Origin of the sequence: Allomuricauda sp. ARW1Y1, from assembly GCF_013407935.1 — a bacterium.
Classification (GTDB): Bacteria; Bacteroidota; Bacteroidia; order Flavobacteriales; family Flavobacteriaceae; genus Flagellimonas.
This window is the reverse complement of sequence record NZ_JACBZU010000002.1, coordinates 610,936-633,604: the sequence shown is the minus strand read 5'-3', so window position 1 is coordinate 633,604 and position 22,669 is coordinate 610,936. Positions and strand designations below refer to the sequence as shown.

At 41.9% G+C, this 22,669-nt stretch carries 29 protein-coding genes; 28 read left to right on the top strand and 1 reads right to left on the bottom strand.

The features are described 5' to 3' along the window. Nucleotides 1-9 precede the first annotated feature (9 nt). The 10 genes from GGE08_RS07705 to GGE08_RS07660 are packed head-to-tail and all read left to right on the top strand — an operon-like array spanning nucleotide 10 to nucleotide 6,601. Nucleotides 10-474, top strand: a complete 465-nt coding sequence (locus GGE08_RS07705; RefSeq protein WP_179384317.1) for a hypothetical protein — start codon at nucleotides 10-12, stop codon at nucleotides 472-474. A 2-nt stretch (nucleotides 475-476) separates the two neighbouring features. Further along, nucleotides 477-1,175 (top strand): hypothetical protein, encoded by a 699-nt coding sequence (locus GGE08_RS07700; protein WP_179384316.1) that lies wholly within the window; start codon nucleotides 477-479, stop codon nucleotides 1,173-1,175. Beyond that, nucleotides 1,172-1,369 (top strand): hypothetical protein, encoded by a 198-nt coding sequence (locus tag GGE08_RS07695; protein ID WP_179384315.1) that lies wholly within the window; start codon nucleotides 1,172-1,174, stop codon nucleotides 1,367-1,369. The genes GGE08_RS07700 and GGE08_RS07695 overlap by 4 nt, the downstream gene beginning before the upstream one ends. Then, nucleotides 1,366-3,366: a hypothetical protein gene (locus GGE08_RS07690; RefSeq protein ID WP_179384314.1), complete on the top strand. Its 2,001-nt coding sequence runs from the start codon at nucleotides 1,366-1,368 to the stop codon at nucleotides 3,364-3,366. Before GGE08_RS07695 ends, GGE08_RS07690 begins: the two co-directional genes overlap by 4 nt. Then, entirely contained in the window at nucleotides 3,367-4,935 is a 1,569-nt protein-coding gene (locus tag GGE08_RS07685; protein WP_179384313.1) for a hypothetical protein, read from the top strand. It abuts the gene before it with no gap. Between the two features lie 6 nt (nucleotides 4,936-4,941). Further along, a complete protein-coding gene (locus GGE08_RS07680) occupies nucleotides 4,942-5,292 on the top strand; it encodes a hypothetical protein (protein WP_179384312.1) in 351 nt (116 codons plus the stop codon). Further along, nucleotides 5,289-5,657: a hypothetical protein gene (locus tag GGE08_RS07675; protein WP_179384311.1), complete on the top strand. Its 369-nt coding sequence runs from the start codon at nucleotides 5,289-5,291 to the stop codon at nucleotides 5,655-5,657. Before GGE08_RS07680 ends, GGE08_RS07675 begins: the two co-directional genes overlap by 4 nt. After that, a complete protein-coding gene (locus tag GGE08_RS07670) occupies nucleotides 5,654-6,070 on the top strand; it encodes a M15 family metallopeptidase (RefSeq protein WP_179384310.1) in 417 nt (138 codons plus the stop codon). The genes GGE08_RS07675 and GGE08_RS07670 overlap by 4 nt, the downstream gene beginning before the upstream one ends. After that, complete coding sequence (locus GGE08_RS07665) at nucleotides 6,067-6,351, top strand: hypothetical protein (protein WP_179384309.1); 285 nt, start codon at nucleotides 6,067-6,069, stop codon at nucleotides 6,349-6,351. The genes GGE08_RS07670 and GGE08_RS07665 overlap by 4 nt, the downstream gene beginning before the upstream one ends. A 25-nt stretch (nucleotides 6,352-6,376) precedes the next feature. Then, nucleotides 6,377-6,601: a hypothetical protein gene (locus GGE08_RS07660; RefSeq protein WP_179384308.1), complete on the top strand. Its 225-nt coding sequence runs from the start codon at nucleotides 6,377-6,379 to the stop codon at nucleotides 6,599-6,601. Nucleotides 6,602-6,603: 2 nt separating this feature from the next. Here the strand turns inward: GGE08_RS07660 and GGE08_RS07655 are convergent, their stop codons facing one another. Then, on the bottom strand, nucleotides 6,604-7,512 hold the full coding sequence (locus GGE08_RS07655; RefSeq protein ID WP_179384307.1) for a serine protease: 909 nt from the start codon (nucleotides 7,510-7,512) through the stop codon (nucleotides 6,604-6,606). Between the two features lie 243 nt (nucleotides 7,513-7,755). On the opposite strand from GGE08_RS07655, the gene GGE08_RS07650 reads away from it, so the two are divergent. From GGE08_RS07650 to GGE08_RS07565, 18 genes are all read left to right on the top strand, one after another. Further along, the gene (locus GGE08_RS07650; protein ID WP_179384306.1) at nucleotides 7,756-8,574 is read left to right on the top strand and encodes a DNA adenine methylase; all 819 of its coding nucleotides are present in this window, start codon (nucleotides 7,756-7,758) and stop codon (nucleotides 8,572-8,574) included. 63 nt (nucleotides 8,575-8,637) lie between these two features. Continuing rightward, nucleotides 8,638-9,207 carry a hypothetical protein gene (locus tag GGE08_RS07645; RefSeq protein ID WP_179384305.1) on the top strand — a complete coding sequence of 190 codons (570 nt, stop codon included), beginning with the start codon at nucleotides 8,638-8,640 and terminating at the stop codon, nucleotides 9,205-9,207. Nucleotides 9,208-9,345: 138 nt separating this feature from the next. Then, on the top strand, nucleotides 9,346-10,230 hold the full coding sequence (locus GGE08_RS07640) for a S49 family peptidase (RefSeq protein ID WP_179384304.1): 885 nt from the start codon (nucleotides 9,346-9,348) through the stop codon (nucleotides 10,228-10,230). Nucleotides 10,231-10,251: 21 nt separating this feature from the next. Next, nucleotides 10,252-12,435, top strand: coding sequence for a hypothetical protein (locus GGE08_RS07635; RefSeq protein ID WP_179384303.1), 2,184 nt, complete (start codon nucleotides 10,252-10,254; stop codon nucleotides 12,433-12,435). A 59-nt stretch (nucleotides 12,436-12,494) separates the two neighbouring features. Continuing rightward, nucleotides 12,495-13,316 carry a hypothetical protein gene (locus tag GGE08_RS07630; RefSeq protein ID WP_179384302.1) on the top strand — a complete coding sequence of 274 codons (822 nt, stop codon included), beginning with the start codon at nucleotides 12,495-12,497 and terminating at the stop codon, nucleotides 13,314-13,316. Nucleotides 13,317-13,451: 135 nt separating this feature from the next. Beyond that, nucleotides 13,452-14,363 carry a hypothetical protein gene (locus GGE08_RS07625; RefSeq protein WP_179384301.1) on the top strand — a complete coding sequence of 304 codons (912 nt, stop codon included), beginning with the start codon at nucleotides 13,452-13,454 and terminating at the stop codon, nucleotides 14,361-14,363. 3 nt (nucleotides 14,364-14,366) lie between these two features. Next, nucleotides 14,367-14,693, top strand: a complete 327-nt coding sequence (locus tag GGE08_RS07620; RefSeq protein ID WP_179384300.1) for a hypothetical protein — start codon at nucleotides 14,367-14,369, stop codon at nucleotides 14,691-14,693. Nucleotides 14,694-14,726: 33 nt separating this feature from the next. Beyond that, nucleotides 14,727-15,341: a hypothetical protein gene (locus GGE08_RS07615; RefSeq protein WP_179384299.1), complete on the top strand. Its 615-nt coding sequence runs from the start codon at nucleotides 14,727-14,729 to the stop codon at nucleotides 15,339-15,341. Continuing rightward, nucleotides 15,307-17,031, top strand: a complete 1,725-nt coding sequence (locus tag GGE08_RS07610) for a hypothetical protein (protein ID WP_179384298.1) — start codon at nucleotides 15,307-15,309, stop codon at nucleotides 17,029-17,031. Before GGE08_RS07615 ends, GGE08_RS07610 begins: the two co-directional genes overlap by 35 nt. Nucleotides 17,032-17,258: 227 nt before the next feature. Next, the gene (locus GGE08_RS07605; RefSeq protein ID WP_179384297.1) at nucleotides 17,259-17,531 is read left to right on the top strand and encodes a hypothetical protein; all 273 of its coding nucleotides are present in this window, start codon (nucleotides 17,259-17,261) and stop codon (nucleotides 17,529-17,531) included. After that, a complete protein-coding gene (locus tag GGE08_RS07600) occupies nucleotides 17,528-18,907 on the top strand; it encodes a hypothetical protein (protein WP_179384296.1) in 1,380 nt (459 codons plus the stop codon). Before GGE08_RS07605 ends, GGE08_RS07600 begins: the two co-directional genes overlap by 4 nt. A gap of 2 nt (nucleotides 18,908-18,909) precedes the next feature. Further along, a complete protein-coding gene (locus tag GGE08_RS07595) occupies nucleotides 18,910-19,866 on the top strand; it encodes a DUF6712 family protein (protein ID WP_179384295.1) in 957 nt (318 codons plus the stop codon). Further along, entirely contained in the window at nucleotides 19,863-20,180 is a 318-nt protein-coding gene (locus GGE08_RS07590) for a hypothetical protein (RefSeq protein WP_179384294.1), read from the top strand. The genes GGE08_RS07595 and GGE08_RS07590 overlap by 4 nt, the downstream gene beginning before the upstream one ends. Continuing rightward, the gene (locus GGE08_RS07585; RefSeq protein WP_179384293.1) at nucleotides 20,173-21,099 is read left to right on the top strand and encodes a hypothetical protein; all 927 of its coding nucleotides are present in this window, start codon (nucleotides 20,173-20,175) and stop codon (nucleotides 21,097-21,099) included. The genes GGE08_RS07590 and GGE08_RS07585 overlap by 8 nt, the downstream gene beginning before the upstream one ends. Then, on the top strand, nucleotides 21,071-21,523 hold the full coding sequence (locus GGE08_RS07580) for a hypothetical protein (protein WP_179384292.1): 453 nt from the start codon (nucleotides 21,071-21,073) through the stop codon (nucleotides 21,521-21,523). The genes GGE08_RS07585 and GGE08_RS07580 overlap by 29 nt, the downstream gene beginning before the upstream one ends. Beyond that, nucleotides 21,520-21,696, top strand: a complete 177-nt coding sequence (locus GGE08_RS07575) for a hypothetical protein (protein ID WP_179384291.1) — start codon at nucleotides 21,520-21,522, stop codon at nucleotides 21,694-21,696. Before GGE08_RS07580 ends, GGE08_RS07575 begins: the two co-directional genes overlap by 4 nt. A gap of 148 nt (nucleotides 21,697-21,844) precedes the next feature. Beyond that, complete coding sequence (locus tag GGE08_RS07570) at nucleotides 21,845-22,204, top strand: hypothetical protein (protein ID WP_179384290.1); 360 nt, start codon at nucleotides 21,845-21,847, stop codon at nucleotides 22,202-22,204. A gap of 149 nt (nucleotides 22,205-22,353) precedes the next feature. After that, a complete protein-coding gene (locus tag GGE08_RS07565) occupies nucleotides 22,354-22,614 on the top strand; it encodes a hypothetical protein (protein WP_179384289.1) in 261 nt (86 codons plus the stop codon). The last annotated feature ends 55 nt before the right edge of the window (nucleotides 22,615-22,669 follow it).

Genomic DNA, 22,669 nt, shown 5'->3' with positions numbered 1-22,669 from the left:
ACTTGTACCATGGAACTTGAAAAGAACGACAGTCTGGTACTCAATATCTGTAAGGTGCTGATACGCTCTACGGACGATGTTGTCGATATTCCATCCCTTCAAAAGATATATCACACCCCTAGCATGATTAGTTTTACCAAGTCCACCACTGAAACCGCGGACGGAACCCTGATAAACAAGAATTTGAGATTATCCTATCCCGGACTGAGCGAGAGCGATTTTTCCAAGTTCAATAAACTGACAAAGGGCGTTTACCAAGTATATATCGAATTGGAGGACGGTAAGGTTTTCGAGGTGGCCAGTAGTCAACTGCCGATGTCATGCAGCACAAGTTTTGATATAAGCAGGGGACATGAGCTTGTTCTATCATCAACATCTCCAGAGGAATTGATTTATCTAGGTTCCAACGTTCCAGGTGAAGAACCTATAGCGGAGCAAAAAGTATTTAACTACGATTTTGATTTCAATCTATAGCAATGAGCGTACTACGTATCACATATCCTACCAAAACAAACAATCCGAGTGATCCGGACAGTGTCAGGAAATTCCAGTTTAATGATGCCAACGATTTAAAGGCAGCCGTAAACAACCATGCTGACAATCTGGACCAACTCCTGCAGGCGGTTGGAATCACCGAGGGTACAAATAGTATAGGTGTTTTTGTATCACTATCCATTTTACAGGCTGCATATCCAAACGGTGCCAACGGTTCCTATGCGGTCATAGATGATGGTCAAGGAGGAACACCAAACGTGGCCACTTATAATAATGGAACATCACTCTGGGAACTTTCCACTCCGGATGAATCCATTATTTGGGTTTCAAATCAGGCAGCTTTGCCCGGTACCGGAATATCTCAAAAGCTATATATCGCTCTGGATACAGGTACATTCTATTATTGGACCGGTAGCCAATATGAAACGGCAGGGCCATCCGTAGAAGTAGTTGTCAAATATATCCAGAACAACGGCCGATACTTTAAGACAGAAAAGGGATATGGCAACTCTGGGTCCGGCCATGAAGAGAATGATATAGTCGAGGGATGGCATGATAATGTAAACCGAGATCGTTGGAGCCGCGGTGTTATAATAGGCACGCCAGTGACACTTCCAGCTGATTTCGATGATCAGGCCAAAATATTTTTATTGAACGATAAAATTAACATTAACCAATGACAGCACTCACCGTAATATTCATATTGGTTATTCTCGTGGCCTTGGCCATAGTATATCTATATCTGTTGATTATTGGTTTAAAGGAAAAGCTGAAAAGCGCAATTTTTTTTGACCGCGAAGGAGACCTTCTGTTTTTTGTGGACGGCAAGGGTAATAAGGTAAGTGAAAGAATAATCATAGAACATAAAAAATGAAAAAAGTATTATTCGCATTGATTTTTTTGACCGTGGTAACGGTAAAGGCACAAAGAGGGGTTGAAAGATTTGGAGGAATCATCTTGGATACCCTTACTACCACAGAATTGTTGAACCTACCTTCAATCGCAAAGGTGAAGGGGGCCTACTACCATGATATTACCAAGGGATACATGGTTACATGGAACGGGTCAAATTTCGTGGCAGCTTCTGGGGCCGGTGGAGCGGTGGACCTCACAACCAATCAAATCATTGGTGGTCAAAAAACATTTGAAGATGGAATTTTATCCACTGGTCCTTCTGGATCGTTCCCTTTAAGTATTAGAAACACGGACGTGCCGGCAAATCAGATCAACAGCTACTTTTCAAATTCAGGAACTGTTTTTAATTGGAAGCCGACAGGCACCAATATAGGAATAAGGTTCGATTGGAATACGGAAGAATTTTATTTTCCAGTAGGCCATAGGTTTTCAACTCCCACACAAACCTATCATGCTACAACAAAATCTTATGTGGATACGGAAGTACAAGGAGCAAAGGATTATGCGGACAGTCAAATTGCAGCGATTCCCGGAAGCTCGGACAATTCGCTTTCACAACGGGATCAAACCATTGCAAGTGACACCACCCGTGTTATCAATACAGATGGTAACGGGGAATTGAGTTTACAACAAAATGGAGTGGAACTTATGAAGGTTGGTGGAAACAATGACTTAGCTGTTAGGATAAAAGCTATTGAAGCTATCCAAGGTGATGATAAAATCAGGTTTATCAACCCAACTAACATAGTCTCGGTTGACACCACCTTATATGCGGCAGCAAGCTACAGTGGTTTTATTGTGGAACACTCTGGTGATGCACAAGTATACTGGTCCAATGGAACCAAATGGTCAAAAGTTACAGGACAGGAAGGTTCTGATAATTCACTTTCTGAAGCCAATCAGTTTCTGGGAAATAATGATAGGATTATCGATGTAGGTGTTTTGGGAAGTTTAAAAGTCACAAAGGGCGCTTCAGATATATTGATAATTGATGGTGATGGAACCAACTCATTTTTATTACCTAGCGATCCATATGATGCCAATTGGAACGGAGAATTTCAACCAGCATCTAAAGCTGATGTTTATGCCAAAATAGAGTCGGTTGTTGCAGGGTCACTTCCCGTTACCGCCAACCAAGACTTAATGACCACGGAATCAAGTAGCAAAGTAGTTGCGGATTCATTATTTGCCTCTGCAGCACTTTATAATAAACGTGAAATGTGGTTTACCAACAATGACACCATTTCTGGAGGGGATGGGGTCTCATCAGCCTATTATGGTAAATGGCAGTCGGTTATTCCATTAAAGGACAGCATTTATTGGCGGCCAATTGACAACGATAGTTTGATTGTTCCTGGGCTAGCTTCTAAGATTGGTCCTGGACAAGGATATGTGGTGGATAAATATGAACCCTTTGTTTACAAAAAAATAAATGATTCTACCTATTACGGATACGGTAACGGAAGGTTGCATATTGAGGTTGCTTCTGCTATATACCAAGGGGCCAATGCAGCTGATCCGGTAAATGAGGTAAACGGCACCAATGGAGTTACCATAAACGCTACTAATCATGTAGTGACCAGCGCAAGCACTGTAACGCCTCAAAACGGGACATACTATTTAAGATTCGTGCAAAATGCGGGAGACAATACCCTATCTAAAAGTTTCATTGAATTGACGGGTGTCCAAGCTGGGCAAAATGTCACGGTTTCATTTTGGGTTTATGAAGCTCAGGGGACTTTTTGGGAAGGAAAGTTGAGAACCAATTTAGAGGATGGGGTTTCGGATTGGTCACCAGAGGTTAGTGTAAACTTTGATTCACAAGGAACTTGGACACAATACACACTCACTTCAACAGCATCGGTAAACAATCCTAGGCTGAGAATAAGCACAACAAGTTTAGGTGACCTGAACGATGAAATATTGATTGACAATATTACAGTAACCATTAACTAAATGAGAAGGATTCTTACCATACTAATTGTAATACTTAATATAGGTGGGTTCTATGCCAATTCAGACCCGAGACCAAAAAAGGTAAAGGTTTACTACACTGCACCACCTGTGTTTCAAGATTCATTTTGGGAAACTCACCAAGCTCCCGATGAATGGGTTGAAACCATAGTTCTCACTGATGAGGACATACTTGCCTTCCCAACGGCAAAAGGTGGTGGCAGAAATGCTGTTGGTGGGTGGGGAGGAACCATATACCATGTAACCACATTGGCCGAGACGGGGCCGGGAAGTTTGGTTGAGGCTATGTATGCAAATGGTCCCCGAATCGTTGTTTTTGATGTTGGGGGTGAAATTGTGTGGACTCAACAGCGAAGTATATTTTTTGCGGACCCTAACATAACCATACTTGGTCAGACTGCTCCAAGTCCAGGTATAACCATTAGGGGTGCAGGAATCCGGTCTATGGCATCAGAGGTAATAATTAGATTCTTGAGAATAAGGGATACCGGGGAAGGTGATCCAATAGGGGTCACGAACCACGAAACTGGTCAAACCGTCCAAAATGTCATTATTGACCACGTTAGTTTGATGTGGGGCGCGGATGAAAATTTTTCGGTCACGGGTGATTCTGGAGGTTCCTCGAACGCACCAACCCGAAACGTAACATTGCAAAATTCGATTATAGCAGAAAGTGTAGGCAGCCCGGGTTATTACGGAGCTTTGATAGGTCTTAATGTTGACAATATCTCAATACTTCAAAATTATTGGGCAAACCTTGGAAACAGGATTCCTGAGCACACTTACGGAGATGCTAGTGAATTTGAGTTTGTAAACAACGTGATTTACAACTACAATAGGGCCGTAACTACGAGTTTTGGCCCTGCGATAGTTGAAAGTATCGGAAACATTTTCAAGGCCGATTCCGACTACCCTCCTGAACAGGCAAATCACGTATACCAGTTAAACGGGACCGAAAACCCTAACGGGACGATTGGAGAAGGAACCATGTATCAATTTGACAATGTTCAAATAGGTACAAACCCATTTAACATGATGAACTCCAATTGGAGTAGCGTAAATCAATCGCAAAGGACATTAACGAGTTCTTATACACCATTGCCAAGTTCAGAAGTCGTAAATGCAGTTTTGAACAATGTTGGGCCTAGCACCTTGTTTTCTGATGCCGTGGACGAACGGGTCATTAATAATTACACCAACGAGGATGGTGTTCGGGATTTTACGGACATAGCTACTGTTGGCGGATTTCCAACAATAAGCAGCACAACACATCCATCGGGTTACGATACGGATAACGACGGCCTTTCTGAAGCATACGAAACATTGAATGGTGGAAATATCAACCCAAACGATAAACCTTCTATGTTCTACATTGACGGAAATAAAAGAATCGATCAAAGCGGGGTTTCAACGAATCTAAAAATCACGCACATGTATGTTTTTTCCGCTGATTTGGCAGGGGATTGGGACGGATTTACCACAACACAAAATCCATTAAATAATTGGACACCGGCTAAAAGGCGGGTACAATCAAATATAATTTCAAATTAGAATACCATGGAAAAAAATTTTTTACAACATATCAGTCTAGAAATGTGGTTCATGTTCCTTCTTGGAGTGGCCTGCATTGTGCTTTACTCGAAGATGACAATTGACCGAAAGGATGGCGTAGGTAGGTTTTATCGGGCGACTTGGACAAACTTTGGTTTTCATATGATTGCTTCACTTATTATGTTGATTGCCATAAATGAATTAGGTGAAGCACTAATTGCCAACTATCTGACATTTTTAGATAAAGGAGGTCTATATCCATTGACTTTATCAAGTTTGATAGGTATGTTGGGTTCAAGGCCGGTGGCATGGATAGTGCATAAGGCCGATGCTAAATTCAATTTTATAAAGAAATGACAGAGAAAGCAAAGACTCGGGGCACTTGGGCCTATAGGGCCTTTGTTGTATCATTATTAGGGGCTATAGCTACACGTGTTTTTAGTTTTGCTGTGGATGCTTCTGATGCTCTTAATAATAGGACGTTTGATGACATCACCCAAAAAGGCGATATAATAAACCTACTAAAACAAAAGCAGGTTATTACTGCAGAAGAGGCTGAAAGATTCCGTTCCCATATTGAGGATGAAGACCGTCACATGAGCGCCGAGGAGAAACGTGCACTTATAATATTTGGTGAGACCCAAAAACGAATTGGTCAAGACCTTGACCAAATCAAGAATATGCAGCGAATCATCATTGAGAACCAAAACCGGCAAAGATGAGCCTAAGAAGGATACAGAGCGAATTTGCCTATCACGTAGCTTGCTTGATACATTACGCAAAGGATGAGCTGGACATTGAGGTTACTCTTGGCGAGGCTCATCGGACCAACGACCAAATGCTGCTCAACTATTACGGCTACGAGGTCAAAAAATCCCCTTCCGGAAATTCCTTGTACTTAAAAAAGCGAAAACCAACTAGCAAGGCCAAATGGAGTAGCCACGGGGATAGATTGGCAATCGACTTAAATTTTTTTATTGATGGCAAACTCACATATGACTATGATAAAATAAAGCCCTTAGGCGATTATTGGGAGTCACTACACCCCGATAATGTTTGGGGCGGTGATTTTAATAAAAATGAAATCGAGGACGGTTTTGTTGATACACCACATTTTCAGAGAAGGAAGAAATGAAAAAATACTGGACATATATAGTTGTAGGTATTTTTTTGATGACGGTATTGGTCCAAGAATGCAATCACTCATCCGATCGCAAAGATTATGAAGATGAGCTTCAGAAAAAGGACAGTGTAATCAATATCCAGAAATACGTGAATTCCGAGCTGCAGCGAAAAATGAAATTAGATTCAATTGAATATGAAAAGGAAAAACAACATATTGAAGAGCTTCGTGCCCGTTATCCTGATAATGCTCTTCTGGACTCCCTGTTTATCGCAGGACAAAATATTGATTGACCGGGATTCGCTATTCAATGTCTTGATGAATGTGGCAGAGCTGAAGGTGGAAGTCAAGTATCTCCAAGGTAAGGTCAACAATCAAAAATTGATTATCCAGGGCCAAGGTGTGGTAATTGATCAAACAGAACTAAAAGTAGATATCCTAAGTGAGCAAGTGAATAGAGTCAATAGAAAAAAGTTTTGGCCCCGACTTTGGGCCTTTATAAAAGGCATTGGAGTTGGTGGCTTAGTGGTTCTTTTACTTTGAGTTTATTCACTCTCTAAGCCTAACATTTTCAGCAAATCAACAATGTGGTGAGAATCTATGAAAACTGCTATGGTAGCGACATCATTCAATAGGGTATCATAGATTACATATTTTTCCATTATCTCATTGTTCTCCTCTAACTTTAAGTTTGAACCATTGACAATTAAGCTGTCAGCCTTGGATTTATATTTTTTCCATAGATTTTCTACTGTTGCAGCATTTGCAAACGTACCACTGTTTAGAACCCCGACTACCTTATCTGTTTCACCGTTTTCTCCGCGCACGATTATAGGCGACCCAGAACCTCCCCTAGTAGTGCGTATATCAGTTTGATAAGTAGTGATTGAATTCAGCGCTGTACCGGGGTTTTCCCATGGGTAAACTCGTACCATGTTCATAAAACCAACCACGCCCTTGCTAACTGATGATCTCAGGTTTGTCATGGGGAACCCTATTGTAAAAACTTCCTCTCCAGTAATTAAATGTGGTCTAGCCTGAATTTCGATACCATCAGAATCCCCCAAATTTTCATTATTGGACAAGTCGAGTATGATAACATCGGTCAATTTGGAATAGTGATAAACAGAATCAGATTGGATATAATCATCAAAAACCTTGGCCTCCAAGTTAAAGTTATCATGGTCTTGCAGCAATTCTATCATTTGTCCAGACGAACAAATAATTTTTTCTGGCACTTTGTTTGACCTTAAGGCTTCGACAACATCTTTTACAACATGAAAGTTCGTGACCAGTAGTTTGTCTTTTATCAAGAATCCTGTTCCAAATTTATCACCGATTTGTAGCTTGAATATTTTGTTTCCATAATATGGACGCATCATATTCTGTTCACTCGATTGTGCTTTTCCAAACATCGTAAAGAGGATAAAGCTTAAAAGGGTTAGGTATCTCATTTTGATGAATTAAAACGAAAGCTAATATAGCAATTCTTATGCCACCAGTATTTTCTTAGAAATTGTCCTTATAGGGAACATTGTAATCCAGAGTTTTGTAAAAAACTAAGATTTAGTTGAGATAGAAAAAGCCCCGGTTTCCCTTATATCGTCCAAAACATAAAGAAAAAGCACATCGCCAACCGGGGCATGACCCGTTGGAAACGATGTGCTTGACTGTTTTGGACGTTAACAAATATAAGGATGAACACACCAATTAGCTATTATGGAGGCAAACAAAATTTGATATCCACCATTCTCCCGTTGATTCCGACACACAACACCTACATTGAACCGTTCGTAGGAGGTGGTGCAATATTCTGGGCGAAGACTCCAAGCAAGGCTGAAATCATCAATGATTATAACAGGGAACTGATCAATTTTTATGAGTGTGTGCAAAACGAATTTGTCGACCTGGAAAAGATGATTCGAATCACACTTCACAGTAGAAGCCTGCACAGCGACGCGAGTGTGGTGTACAATAATCCACATATGTTCTCAAGGACAAAGAGGGCATGGGCTGTTTGGGTATTGGCTGCCCAGAGTTTTTCTGGTCAGCTGGATGGTTCATTTGGCTATGATCGGACATCTGGTACCACAAGCAAAAAAATAACGAACAAGAGGAAAGAGTTTACCTTAGATTTTAGTATCAGGATGCAAAATGTGCAGGTAGAATGTACTGATGCGTTGCGCGTAATAAGGTCCAGAGACTGTGAAGAATCATTCCATTATTGCGACCCTCCCTATTTTAACAGTGATTGTGGTCATTATGATGGATACAGCAAGCAGGATTTTATGGAGCTTTTAGAAGCGCTTTCAAATATTGAGGGCAAGTTTCTGTTGAGCAGCTATCCCAGCGATATTTTACAGGAGTACACCTCAAAAAACAAATGGTTTACGAAGACCTTAGAGCAGACAGTGAGCGTAGCGAACAATCCCGGCAAGCCAAGAAAGAAAAAGATTGAGGTATTGACGGCCAATTATGACCTTGGAAACGTTAGGGAGGAGCTGAGATTGTTCTAAAAACGGTTGTTTTCGTTGGCCTTTGAAAAAATATACATAAATTTATGTATATCAATTATTGAGTTGACAGACAGATTCCTAAAAATACCGTTCGACCTTCCCGAGTATCTGGCACAATATTTGGCCAGTAGGATTCGACGGCCGTTAATCGAATCCAAGGGAAATAAAAGACTGCTGGTTGATAGAAGGTCCTTTTTTGGAAGCCTTATAATGGATTCACTGGAAGTGTCGGAGAACCCTGTAGCATCTGATGACAGCGCTCTTCATGTTCTCATAAGCCCTCACTCTGGAGACCACTTCAAAGGAGCACCGCGGGGAAAGAGAAACTTTCTTAAAATAAATCCCGAGAAGGCCAATCGAATATTCCAGTACTTGGAAGATGATTTCAACAAAAAACTCATAAGCTTTGTGCAGGGTGCGGAATTTGCCCATCGCGAAAACGGGTGGACCCCGGAACAAAAGCGAAAGGGCATCAGAAAAAAGGCAATTTTCGAGTTCTGTATTCGCTATGAAATCTTTCCGAACAAAAAGAATATTGCGGCCATGGTAAAAAAATGCCAGCGATATGGAACAGATGACCCGAACGCCCACACATCCTTCTGTAAAAAAATTGGCGAAGTAGTGTCTCTTTAAATAAAAACCCTCAAACCCCTTGTTTATTGGGCTTTTCCAAATTATAAAGACTTAGTTGAAGTATAAATGGAATTTACGATATCCGTGTCCTCTTAACAGCGTTCATTCTCTTTTATAATTGTCTCATAAAATCCAATGATGGGCAACGACAAGACTATTTCGGAGATTCAAAAGGGCATTTGGATGGTTTCACCCCATATGCTATACCCTTATTTGTTATCTGCAGAAGAGCTTTTTTCATGCATTCCGACCGAATCCAACAAAAAGGAGCTTCAGGGAGGTCTGGTCAGGGAGGTCATAGACCCTGACGGAAACTATATAAACGTTAACCAGGACGACGTGCCAATGGATTCCGTTGGAATCGTAAGGTGTGTCGGGCCAATGTACAAATATGGTGGATGGTTCTACTGGGGCACGGACGAACTTTTGGCCTTTGCCCAATATTTTGATAACCATCCCAATATCATTGGACAGATTTGGCAGGATGATTCGGGCGGGGGCCTCATTTCTTCTGTAGCTCCGTATTTAAATTTTTTGGAGAACAAAAAAAAGCCGGTGGTTTCATTATTGGATATGTGCAGTTCCGCTTGTTATTACAAAAACTGCGGTACGGATTACGTGATGGCGGAAAACAACATCTCGGCCATGTTCGGAAGTATTGGTGTTCTGATTCAGTTCTACGACTTTGCAAAAATGCTCAAGGAAATGGGAATCAAGGAGCACATCATTGAATCCAATTTGAGCAAGGACAAGAACAAACCCTTTAAGCTCGCCCTGGAGGGAAAATATGACCTTATCAAGGAGGAAATGCTGGATCCAGCGGCCAAAATGTTTCAGGACCATGTAAAGGCAAAGCGGCCTTCATTGAACCATGATATCCCTGGGATTCTTTCTGGAAAGATGTTCTATGCGGAAGAGGCATTGGAACACGGAATGATTGACGGGATAGGAAATTTGCAGGCGGCCATTGAAAGAGTAAAGTTCCTTGCTTCGGCGAGATCTTTTATATCGATTACTAATTAAAGTTTAACAAAAACCAGAAAAATGAAAAAAAAGTTAATCGCCCTTTTTCCATTTGTAGCGGGAATCCTTCCCAATCTAAAATTGGACGGGAAAGAAAAGCTTGAGCTCTCCGAAGAAGACATGGGGAAGCTGGACAAAGAATCGGGAACGGAAAAGTTTGCCGAGAGTTTTATGGCGGCCTACAACAAATATATGGTCGTTGACGAAAAAGAAGCCAAAAAGGCCTTTGAAGGTTTCATGGCAGAGTACAACAAAGACGGCATTGCTGTTGAAGGAGCTCCAAAAGGTGGTTCGGAAGAATCCCCTGAAGGAGATGAAGTTCCAAAGGCCGAGGAAAACGATCAGATTTCCATGATCAATCAATTGGTCAAAGCAGGTCAAGAACTATTGGCCGAAAACAAGGAAAACAAACGGCAACTTGATGCCCTTAAAAAAGACCCGGAACCGGACGAACCGGAAACGATTCCCTCGGGATCACAAAAAGCAAAATCAGTGAAACATTCAAAAACCCACTTGTTCGCCAGCGGACAGGCCTATGATGCACTTGACCGTCCATGGAACCAACGGGTAGTAGACAGCCTTGAAAGTGGTGCACCAATGCGTGGTGCTACAGTTTGGGACAAGGTCAACATAGATAAATTGAATTCAGACCTTGGGGCATATGCGAGAAGGAACAGCTCTGAAATTATGAGCATGATTCTTGATGGATACGATATTCCTGCCCACTGGAACATCGTGACCAATGTTCAAGACCAGTATGTTTTTACAAGCATTGCAACTGGAGAGGTTACCCAAGCGTTCAAAAAGTCTTGGTTGCCAAAGAACAAGCAGAGATTTGTTCCTGTTGTCAATAAGGTGTTCGATAAGCAAATCGACATTACTTGGGATTCTTCCGAACTCAAGAGCATCGAGAAGAGCTGGTTGAACATGTTCTTTAATGATGGGTCCACTCCTTACAAAATGAGCTTTGCCCGATATCTATTGAGCGAAATCATGAAAAAGGCCAGAAAAGAGGACAAAATAAACATGTTCAAAGGAGTTTATTTTGACCCAGAGAACCTTCCAGATGGAACTGCCGGAAGCTTTATGAATGCAATGGACGGTTTCTTAAAGCTTGTTTCGGACCACAGGAACGTTGATTACAAAGCGCACAATCTAGACCCTATCACAGCAATTAATGCCTACGATGTAATTCAAGATTGGGTTGAGAACGATATTCCCCTGGACATCCGAAATATGCCAGGATTGGTGTTGGGTGTCGGGAATGATGTCCTAAGATGGTACAAAGAAGGCCATAAATCAAAGTATGGCACCAACAACGATTACAGTGAGTTGGGCGACCATGTTTATGAGTTTGATAACATCAAGTTCGTCAAGCACCCTCAAATGGAAGGTACCGGATTCATTTATTTGACCACCGAGGACAATAACGGTATCATGGTAGATGTTCCAGGCGAGGAAAGTCTTTTGGAAATTGAGAAGGACAAGAGGGTTATCAACGCATTTGCGGACTATAAGCACGGGGTTTATTTCAAAGCCTTTGGAGCGAAAGTGGACCCTAATGCCGAACTGGATTACGAGGACCAAATTTTCTTCAGTAACAATGTTGAACTTTTGAACACGACCTACGTACCGGTAGTATCCAATGATGCCACCCCGTCGGTTGCCGACCACCATGCTTTGGTAATAGGCGCCAACAATACTTCCGCTACGAACATTACCAAAATAGATGATGTTGTGGAGGGCCAGACCTACTATTTAAGGGGCAATGCCTCCTCAAATGTAAGTACGGTGAAAAACAACACAGATATCATTCTTTCAGATGGGGATTTTGCCCTTAACGATGGAAATGAAATCGTATTGATCGGACTTTCAGGCGGAAAGGTCATAGAATACTCCAGAAAAGTTGCGGGTACGGTACCAGAACCGACCAAGGTAGAATTAGCTGCGGATGCGACCACGGCCAACGCCGAGGATGGCAACTGGTTTATTACCCAAGCCAATACTGGGGGCACCGCCTTTACCAACATTCAAAATGCTGTAGCCGGAGAAGTCTATACTCTTGAAGGAGGAAGCGGTACTAATAGTACAACGGTAGCCAACTCAGGAAACTTCCTATTGACCGGAGCGTTTAACGCAGGGGTCGGAAACTTCTTGAAGGTGAAGTACAATGGAGCCAAGTTCGTCGAAATCGAAAGAGGATAAGTTCATTCCCCAAGGGCCTGTCCCTTGGGGTATTTGTTTAACTAAAAACATTTATTGAGATGTATACAAAACCAAGTTTGATATCAAAGGGCAATGGCGGCGCCGAGGACAAGAACTTTGAGATAGTTCTCATAGACTTGAACGATGTGTTGACATGGCCTTCAAGAGACGACAACAAGGTCAAGATGTTGGGCAACATTGTAATGAAAGATGGTAAGTACGTTACAAAAATGCAGGTTACTGCAAGTAAGACTTCATTACCATTGGGCAGTGAAGGTGAAGAGGATAATGTTTCCTTGAATTCGTTACCGGAATTTTCCTTTCCCGGAAGCACATTGGACTCCGAAGAGTTCTTTGCCAACTGGCTGAACAAGAGTATGGCCGTGGGTGTCCGTGTGGGTGCCTGTGGTGGAGAAACCCCTTTTTACAGGATTTTCGGGACCCCATGCGCACCTTTGAGCCTTTTGCCTGAAATTCAAAATGACAACGATGCCACCGCATCCATGGTTAAGTTCCAACAGTTTGCAAAGACCAGGAACATGCCCGGAAGATACAGTGGGACATTTACCCTTGCGACCGTGAATACCGTAACGGCCGATGCTACGACCGTGGATGTTGCCAATGGAACCGGTGAATATCAATTGCAGGATAACGCGGCAACGACCGTTATTACCGATATCTCCAACGCTGTTACCGGAGAGGTATATACCTTGTTGGGAAGTGGTGGTGCCAACCCTGCCACAATTGAGGCCTCCAATACCAATTTTGTATTGGCCGGGGGTGTTGACTGGCAAGGGCTGTCAGGAGCCACTCTTACCGTTAGGGCCTACGATGCAGGAGGCGGTGACCATGTATTTGTGGAAGAGTCAAGAAGTTCGTAACATAGTTTGAGTTAGTTAATTTAGGTTAGGAAGGTCCTGGAGAAATTCAGGGCCTTTTTTGTGCTTGTTTGGCAGCTGTCCTCTTAACAGATGCATGTGCACGGTACTTTCGTTATAACATCAAAATCCACATCGATGAAAGCTCAGGAGCAAAAACAAGCAGTAATAAATTTCTTGAAACACGACCGTACACTTTTGGGCGGCAGAAACCTATACAATAAACTCGCTGGAAAGAACCTTGCTTTCCAAAGACAGCTGGGAAGATGGACCAATACTCCAACCAATGTAGAGCGATTGTGTCACGAACTGGCAAGAACAGTAGGTCTGGAAACAAGATTGCTGAGAGTTCTGATGCAAAAGCCTGTAGAGCGAACTAAAGGGCGCCCGGAGGAAACTTCACCGCTGGAAATTGTAAAGGACAAGACACCGGAGGAAAAGTTAATGGAACTAGATATTGATAACGGTTCCTACCAAGAAGCGGTTGCCATGGTGAAAGAATTGGAATTGCAGACCAATGGACGTAAGCACACGGATTTAAAGCAAGCATTGTTACAAGCGAAATCTGAATTGGTTAAAGAGCAAGTTTCTGGCCTTCCAAAAGAAGTAAAGGCAAGCATCAAACTTAGAGAGCAGTTTCCATTTTTGAGAGATGCCGATTGTCCTGATCCACTTAAGCTTTTGGTCAACGATTTGATTACCTCCTATGAAAAATTCAAGGAAAACCAACCTAGACTACACGAGAAGCTTTCCGATGCTTCGGCTGAAGAATTGGCAGATGTAGTTCTAAGGGATTATGTGTCCAATAAAATGGCGTGGTCCGAGCTCGAATATTACAAGGAGAACGGAAAAGTGTTGGGGGAACATCCAATTTTTGAAGTGATCAAGGAAAAAGAGGAAATTTCAACCTTAAAGACAGAGGAACTGGCCAAGAAGATAAAAAACTTGGAGAACAACATCTCCAGAAACAAGAATAAGGGCAACGATGAACTTGTCGAAAAGCAGGAAACCCTCTTAGCGCATGCCAAGCAGGTTCTTGAAAAAAGATAACACATGCAAAAAATAAGCGAGTTTTTGTCGGGACTTACTGCATCCGATTTGGAACGTGTTGAAGAGCTCGCATCACAAAATTTTGCGCCAAGCCAAATATCGGAGATGCTCCTTTTGGACAAATGGGCTTTCATGAGAGTGTGGAGAGATCAGGAAAGTGTACTTAGAAAAAGATACGAGCTTGGCAGAACCGCGATTGCCGAGGAAAAACAGGTCAACCTACTGGAAAAAGTAAGAGCGGGAAACACCTTTGCCATTCAGCTCCATGACAAGGCCGCAAAGGCACAGAGGTTTGAGGACATTAAAAACGAAATTTTCAATCTTGAGTAAAAAAAAAAGCACATAGAGAGCGAACTTGAAGGGATGCATTACAGCATCCTCGAAGATTGGGTCGATAAGGGCAGAACCGAGACCCTTCCGGATGAAATGGTCGAATATCTGGAACAGCTTACCATGGTTAACCAATTATGGAACTCCCAAAATAGCCCGAACAAAATACTTCAAAAGTTACAGGCCAGTTATCCAGAGCTAAATGCCAAGACAGCTCGTAGCCGAATGGACGATGCCTTTACTTGGTTCTACCTTGATGACCAAGTCAAAAAGGACGCCTACAGAAACATGCTTTTTGACAAAATGCTCAAGTTGGTGGACGCGACAATTATCTCCGCCACAAGCCCGGAGGACTACGATAGGGCATCCAAAATACTTTTAAGGGCATACCGCGTTAAACAGCTGGACAAAGACGAAGAAGAGTCCATACCTGAAGAAGCTTTTAAGAAACCCATAAAGATTTACAGTTTGGATACCTCAGAGTTTGAAGACCTACCAGAAGCTCCAGACCGTAAACTTCTGGCCGAATATATTGATCAGATGAACGTCACCGAGGCTCAGGCACTTCGCATAAAACAGGATGCCGGAATTGAACCAAAACAATTGTTTGACCATGAGGATTCAAAAGAACGTAGACAGGAAAGCTGAAGATGTAGAGCTCAGGTACAGTAATTGGTTCAGTCAATTGGTCAATCTACTCCAAACGACGTTTCTCTTTGTAATCGGCGGCCGTGGCACGTCTAAATCGGAAGATATACTTGCAGAGAGGACCATGGATATTGCCTATGATATGCAGGGTGCATTTGTGGCACTTTCGGCGGATACCTTTATGAACGCCACTAAGAACATTGTGCCCAGCATTGTGAACGGATGGAAAAGAAAGGGCTGGGTAGAAGGAATTCATTTTGTTGTGGATGTGAGGCCCCCGAAACATTTTAAACTCCCATATAAGCCAATATTCAATTGGAAGCACACTATTACAACGTTCACGGGTACCCATTTCAAAATAATATCCCAAGACAGGCCATCGATTGGGGCAGGGGATTCCTTTCAGCACCATGTTGGAGATGAAGCTAAATACCTTAATGAAAAAAAGCTGAACAAGGTGAATCCCGCAGTTCGCGGTGAGTTTGTAAGATTTGGTCACTCACCTTTCTACGGAGGCCTTACGTTCACCACTGACATGCCCAATGTAAACCAGGGAGAGTATGACTGGATTTTAAAAATGGCGGAGAACATGGATAGGGAGAAGATAAAGTACCTTCTCTATTTAGCGGTTGAAGTCAATAAAATCCGTGAGGAGATGGTGAGGAGGATGCACTTTTGTAAGGAACACCCTCATGACACATCGGCAAAAAGAAAGCTCAAACGTGTTGAAAAGTTGCTTAAGAAATGGGAGGAGCGCCTGAGAAAATTCAGGATGAACACAACGTTTTTTTACGTGGTAAGCTCCTTTGTAAACGCAGATATACTTACTGAGGGGTATTTTAAGAAGCTATTGGAAAACATGGATTTCAAAGAGTTCATGGTGTCAATACTATCGCTGGAGCCCAAATTGGAAAAGGGATTGATGTTTTATCCGAACCTGACACCGAATAATTTTTTCATGGACGGCTATGCCTATGAAAACCGTGACCGTTACAAATCCACTGATGATTATGTGGAGAGCAGCCTTGATTTAAGATACATCGACCACAATGCGCCCTTGGAACTTGGATTGGATACTGGCAATATGTGCAGTTTGGCTATTGGTCAGGAGCAAGGAAAAGTTTTACGAATCCTAAAAGAGTTCCATACACTTCCACCTAACTTTTTACCGGAACTAGGAGAAATAGTACGTGACTATTTCAAGTATCATAAATGCAAGCAAGTAATGCTGTGGGCCGATAGGGCCGCAAATAAATGGAAGCAAGTTGGAGAGGACCATGCGAGTAAGTTCAAAAAGGCAATAGAATACGATAAGGAAGGGAACCGAACAGGGTGGATAGTCACATTGATGACCGAGAATCAAGGAAATATCACCCAACAACGCGAATATGAGCTAATGTTGGAGTTGATGTCAGGCAGCAATAAGGACCTTCCTTTGTTGCTGATAGATAAACACAACTGCTCAAACATCAAGAGCAGTATGGAACGTGCCGAAAAAATTATCAAGGTGAATAGAGATGGAAACAAGACCATCCACAAATGCAAAACCAGTGAAAAACTGGAATTTTCACAACTTCCAAAGAAGTCCACCAACTACTCCGACGCGGTAAAATACCTTTGCTGCAGACAGAATTATCTTGATAAGACAAAAGGATGGACCACAGAATTTGCAGACCCAAGTAGCTACTAACGTGTTATTTACATCCATTAACGGCACAATTGCACCTGTTTTCAGCAAAAAAGAGATGCCAACTTTTTAAATGTCAGCAATTTGACCCTTGAAAAATTTTTTTAAAAAAATTTTGAGTGAAAAAGAAGTCCGCCACGCTCTCCTGAAAAGATGCATCTGCACCATATTGCATTTTTAGAGATATGATTGTCCTCTTAACTGGCCATATCGGGCATTAATATTGTTCCATGGACAATCAGGGACAATATTCAGACTATGCAGAACCCATTACACTGATGAAAGAGCTCACGTTGAGGGGTGAAAGCTTCAAGATATCCTTTAGAAAGAAGAACGGGGAGCCTCGGGTAATCCACCGTGCACAGATTAGGAAGCAGCCAAGGAGCAAGGATGACAAACAATCGGCATATAAAATCCAATTGATTGACAAGGATAGGGATGAACTAAGGTCGGCATACATTCCATTGATATTGGCCGTTAACGATAAACCCATTATCCTATGAAGGGAATACACAGACTCAATCACAAGGATTATATCGGTGTCCAGGAGAACAATCTCTATTATTACGAGATAACCGGATCGGAGCGCGACGCCAAGTCAACTGAGTCCACGAAAGAAACTTTCAGCGATTGGAGTGAAAGCCCGATTGATGTGGGTGACTATAAGGTCATTCCATTTGGCGCAGACAACGACATTCCAAAAAAAATACAGGAATCCGTATTTCCCAATTCATTGGCCCCTCGTCTCCAGAACAGAAAAATCGAGCTGCTTTTCGAGCAGGGGCCATACCTGTACCAGCACGTTAAGGATGGAAGGAAATACTTCAGGGAACCAGTGGAGGAATCCAAGATACAAGAATGGCTGGATTCCATAGGCTATGAGGATATCCTATTGGCAAACGCTACAGATTATTATTACCAAAATCAAGTATTTAACAAGGTGAGGCGCGAGCTTGGATATCGCTTGGGAGATGGCGGGTTAGGAGCTATAGAGCACCAACCGGCTTTTGATTGTAGATTGGCCTATCGAAGGAACGACAAGAAAAAGGCACCGACACATGTATTGGTGGCCGATTGGGACAACCTGCAGAACGAAGATGTAAAGGTTTATCCATTATATGACCGTATGGAGCCTACTAAACATAGATTGTCAATGCATTGGTCAAAGTTTGCTTCCTTTGGGAAAAGAGATTACCCGGTACCCGATATTTACGGTTCATTGGAATGGATTGACAGGTCTACCAGTATTCCAAAAATTTTCAGGGCACTTACCGAGAATTCTTTGAACATCAAGTGGCATATCCAATCACCAGCAGCGTATTGGGACCGCAAAAGAAGTCAGCTAAAGGAAAACTGCCAATCCCAACAACCACCAATACAATATAAAGAGCAGATGCTCGTGGACCTTAAAGAACAGATTCTTGAAAAATTGTCCTCTTTATTATCGGGAGTTGAGAACGTTGGAAAGTTTTGGCATAATGAGTATGTGATAGAGCTTATCGGTGCCAATGCAGTTGAGCAGGGATGGAAAATTATGCCAATTGAGCAAAAAATCGAGGAATACGTCACCGCTCAGATAAAAATCTCGGAAAAGGCCGATTTTGCCACCGTAGCAGGACTAGGACTACATGCTGCTTTGGGCAATGTTGGTGCTGACGGAAAGTCTGACTCTGGAAGTGAACAGCTTTATGCGCTTAAAATCCATCAACTCACTTCGGTGAACATTGCGGAATACCATGTATGCAAATCCATAAACGACTCTTTGAAGGCCAAATTTAATACCAATATCAAAATAGGATTTTACCATATTAATCCGGAAAGGGAGCAGGATATTACCCAAAGTCAAAGAATTGCCAATAACACACCAAGTAATCAGTGATCATGAAATTATTGTTCAACAGGGAAGTCAATAGCGAAAAACAGGGTCAAAAGGAAATCAAGGAGACCTTGGGATTCTTGAGTGCCGATATGTCATTTACAAACCTGGAATCGGATATCATCCTTTGCACCCCGGACTTGATAGACTTGATTGGAACTGAGGTATACGATAAAATGGCCGATTTCTATAACGGGGAAGATAATCCGCCAACTGAAAATGCAGAAGTTGAAAGGCACAACAAAGCTGTAAAATATGCCCAAATTTATATCCTCTCAATGGCCTATCTGGATTATGCTTCGGATAACGACCTAAATCATGGCAATGATGGCCGTACGGTACGTACCGAAGAAGATCAGGACAAGCCATTTGAATGGCAAGTCAACAAAAGCAACTCAAGCATTAAAAAAAGGGGATATAAGGCATTGGATCAATTAATGCTGCTGTTGGACAGTTCTGGATGGACCGAATGGACCGGAAGCGACCAATATAAGCAGGCCAATTCCATTTTCATCAAGAATACAAAGGAATTCGACACTGTTTTCCCTATCAACAAATCAGGACAACTTTATTACAGGCTGGTTCCATTCATGGCGGATATCGAGAGCGACAAAGTTTCCCCGATTTTGGGAAAAGATGTATTTGAATCATTGAAAACCGAAGAATCGCCAGATGCAGGCCAAAAGGAACTCCAGAGACTTGTCAAAAAGGCGGTTGCCCATCTATCATTAGGGAAAGCCCTAAAAGCATTTCCGGTGGAAATGTTCCCTGACGGCATTGTCTATTCTGAAAATACCCGAATGAAATCGGAGGCAAGAGCTGAAGTGATGCAGTTTATGAACAAGGAGGGGAATGACTACCTGATAAAACTTGAACATGTATTCAGCCAACAAAATCAAACGTTCGAACAGATTAATTTAACACAGGGCCTTTCAGAGGGCAGTAAACATGTAAGTCTATGAACATATTTAAAAAGGCTTTTTGGGCCTTATACAGACTATTTCCAAGAGGTAGAAGGGAATGGATTTTAAAGCAGGGATTTGAAGGCCTCAAAAGGAGCAGTATTTCAAGAAGGGAGACCAAGCTTAAGGTGATTCATTCTGCAAATAAAATGATTAAATCAAAAAAGATTTTGGGCTTTGGGAAAAATGGCTCTGTGGTAAAGTCTAAAAAAACAGACCATGAAATAATCGAGGGGGTCAAGCATCGTCATTCGGAGGAACTTCAAGAGCGGGGAATTAAAATAACCAAATCAGGTAAACTCAAAAATGCATAAAATAGAGGTGGTCGGCACTAAGCTTGTTCTAGAATATCCGGAAAATGGACTGGAGTTTTCCAAAGAGCAATTTTTGGCCTTTTCCAAATATGTGCTGATGTACAATTCAAAAGTGCTTTCTTATGATCAGTTCCGCACACGCCTGACCTATGCATTTTTGAACCTCAAGAGGTCGATTGATGCCAATGACGACAAAAACCTGCCTGCGATAGAGAACATCCTCTCCATATCCAAACTGGCCAATGGATTCTTTTCCAAAAAGACCCAAGATGGGCAAAAAGTGGTGAAAATGGACTTCTACCGCCAATTGGTGCCAACCATAAAAGCAAATGGAAAAATCTTCTACGGGCCGAGTGATGCGCTTTTCAATACCGTATATGGTGAATTCATTGATACGTTGAGCCATTTCAATGACTATTCTACATCCGGGCAGATCGAGCATCTCGACATGATGATTGCAACACTTTACAGACCAAAAAGGATGTTTGGTTGGTTCAGGAACCTTATTGGAAAATACCGCTTGGACAAAAGGAGGGAATACAATCCAGAGCTGACCGCAAAGTATGCTAAATCATTGAGGGGATTAAATCTCCATGAGAAGCACGCAATTTATCTTTATGTGTCGAGCTCCATCAATTTTTTGCTCAATGCGGAGGCTTTGGACATAGGTGGCGGAAACACATTGAATATTGCCTCTATTTTTGAAAAACCAGACGGAAACCAGAAAGGAAGCGGCGTTGGTATGCTTTCAACGCTTTACAGTATTGCTGAGACAAAGGTTTTTGGCAACATCAATGAAGTGGCCAAACAAAACACCATTGATGTATTCGCATTTTTGGTGGACCAGAAACACAAAATGAAGGAAAACGAAAAAAGACTTAAAAATGCTAATGCTAGAAGAACTAGAGCAGTTCGCTAATGCCCATGTATCGGAGCGGCCATTGTTGGAAAAGCTCTTTGTAATATCGGAAGAAAGTGAATATGCCAAATTTTTAAAGGATATCGGAAACCATGGTGACCTTATGAGCTTGGTTCTCGTACTGCCTACATATGACAGCCGCATGGACGATGAGGATACTAGGGACATGGGTAACAACCTATATTTTATGGTCGTCAAAAAAACCGACAACAGTGCAGGTCATGATTCCAAAGTCGAAATCTTTAAAAAGACACAATTGGAGCTCAAGGCACTTTTGGAAAAAATCGTGGATTTGCACAAGAACTTCGGAAACAATTGTCTGTTTAGAAATATAGACCTCCAGACCTTTAGAGTGGACCCGGTCGCGAATTACCACGGCACCAATGGATGGGAACTTGAATTCTCGACTGAGACTAGCCTATGACACCTTTTGATATCACATCCATACCTGACCATATTTACGTAAAGATCGTGGAAACCGAGGACATCGCAGAGCTCATTGCCATGAAGAAACTATACACCTCTAAAAAACACACTTTGGTACGTGAGGCCATAGGTCAACGGATTGAAAACCTTCGATACCACCAAAAGAACTAGTCGCCGAGTCTCTCTCTCTCACTGGAACCCTGTCAAAGCCGCCTTTTGGGCGGCTTTGTTATTTCAATACCTTGTATGGTAGAAATATATGAGTGTATTCTTACAAGTTAATCGCTATCTTGTAGGCATTAACCTAAATTGATTTATTATGAAATGCATATTTTTTTTGTTCTTATTTTTTGTTCTATCAACAACATATGGACAAAAATATTATTCAGCCGTTGTATCATCAGGGAACCAATTTTTGAAAAGTGAATCCTACATTGATATTGGCGAAGATTTTATTTCCATAAAGTCTCCTGAATACGATATAAAGTATAACGTTTTGGGGATGGTTGGCCCCAACTTTTACAAAGTTGACACAGGAAATGTTCCGATGGCAATCATGGTTCAAAAAATGTCTGGTAAAGTCAAAAAGTTTGAATATTCACATACAATAACTTTGGGTACCGAAACGGCATCAGAACTTCCCTCTATGGTTTATTTTTCAGTTTTAAGTAATAATTAATTAACTTAGCATTGTCAAAATGAAATCTCAATGCTATTACTTCAAAAATTTATTCTAATAATGGGGGTGTCCGCAAGCCGTAAGGCCCGGGGGTCTGACTATTCCATTGGGATTTCTACCCGACAGCGCCCCCTCCATATACTATTATTATGTCAAAAGAAGTCTCAAAAATTTCAAAAGAACAGAAAGAAAAAATCATCGATGCCATCATCGAGCTCTGTGAAGGTGAAACCGGTATTTTACTACAAGATTGCATAGGCCTTTATTTTATGGCCTTGGAGCATTACCTTATGAACGACCCAGAAACAAGGGAAGAAAAGACCTGCACTTTTTTACATTTGCACAACTTTTTAGCAAAATTGGATATGATTATCCAAGAAAAAGAAGGCTGCTATCAATTAGCGGTCTAAAATTAAAAACAGCGCTCTCGAAAGGGGGCGCTGTCCTCTTAAAACATCTTGCTTG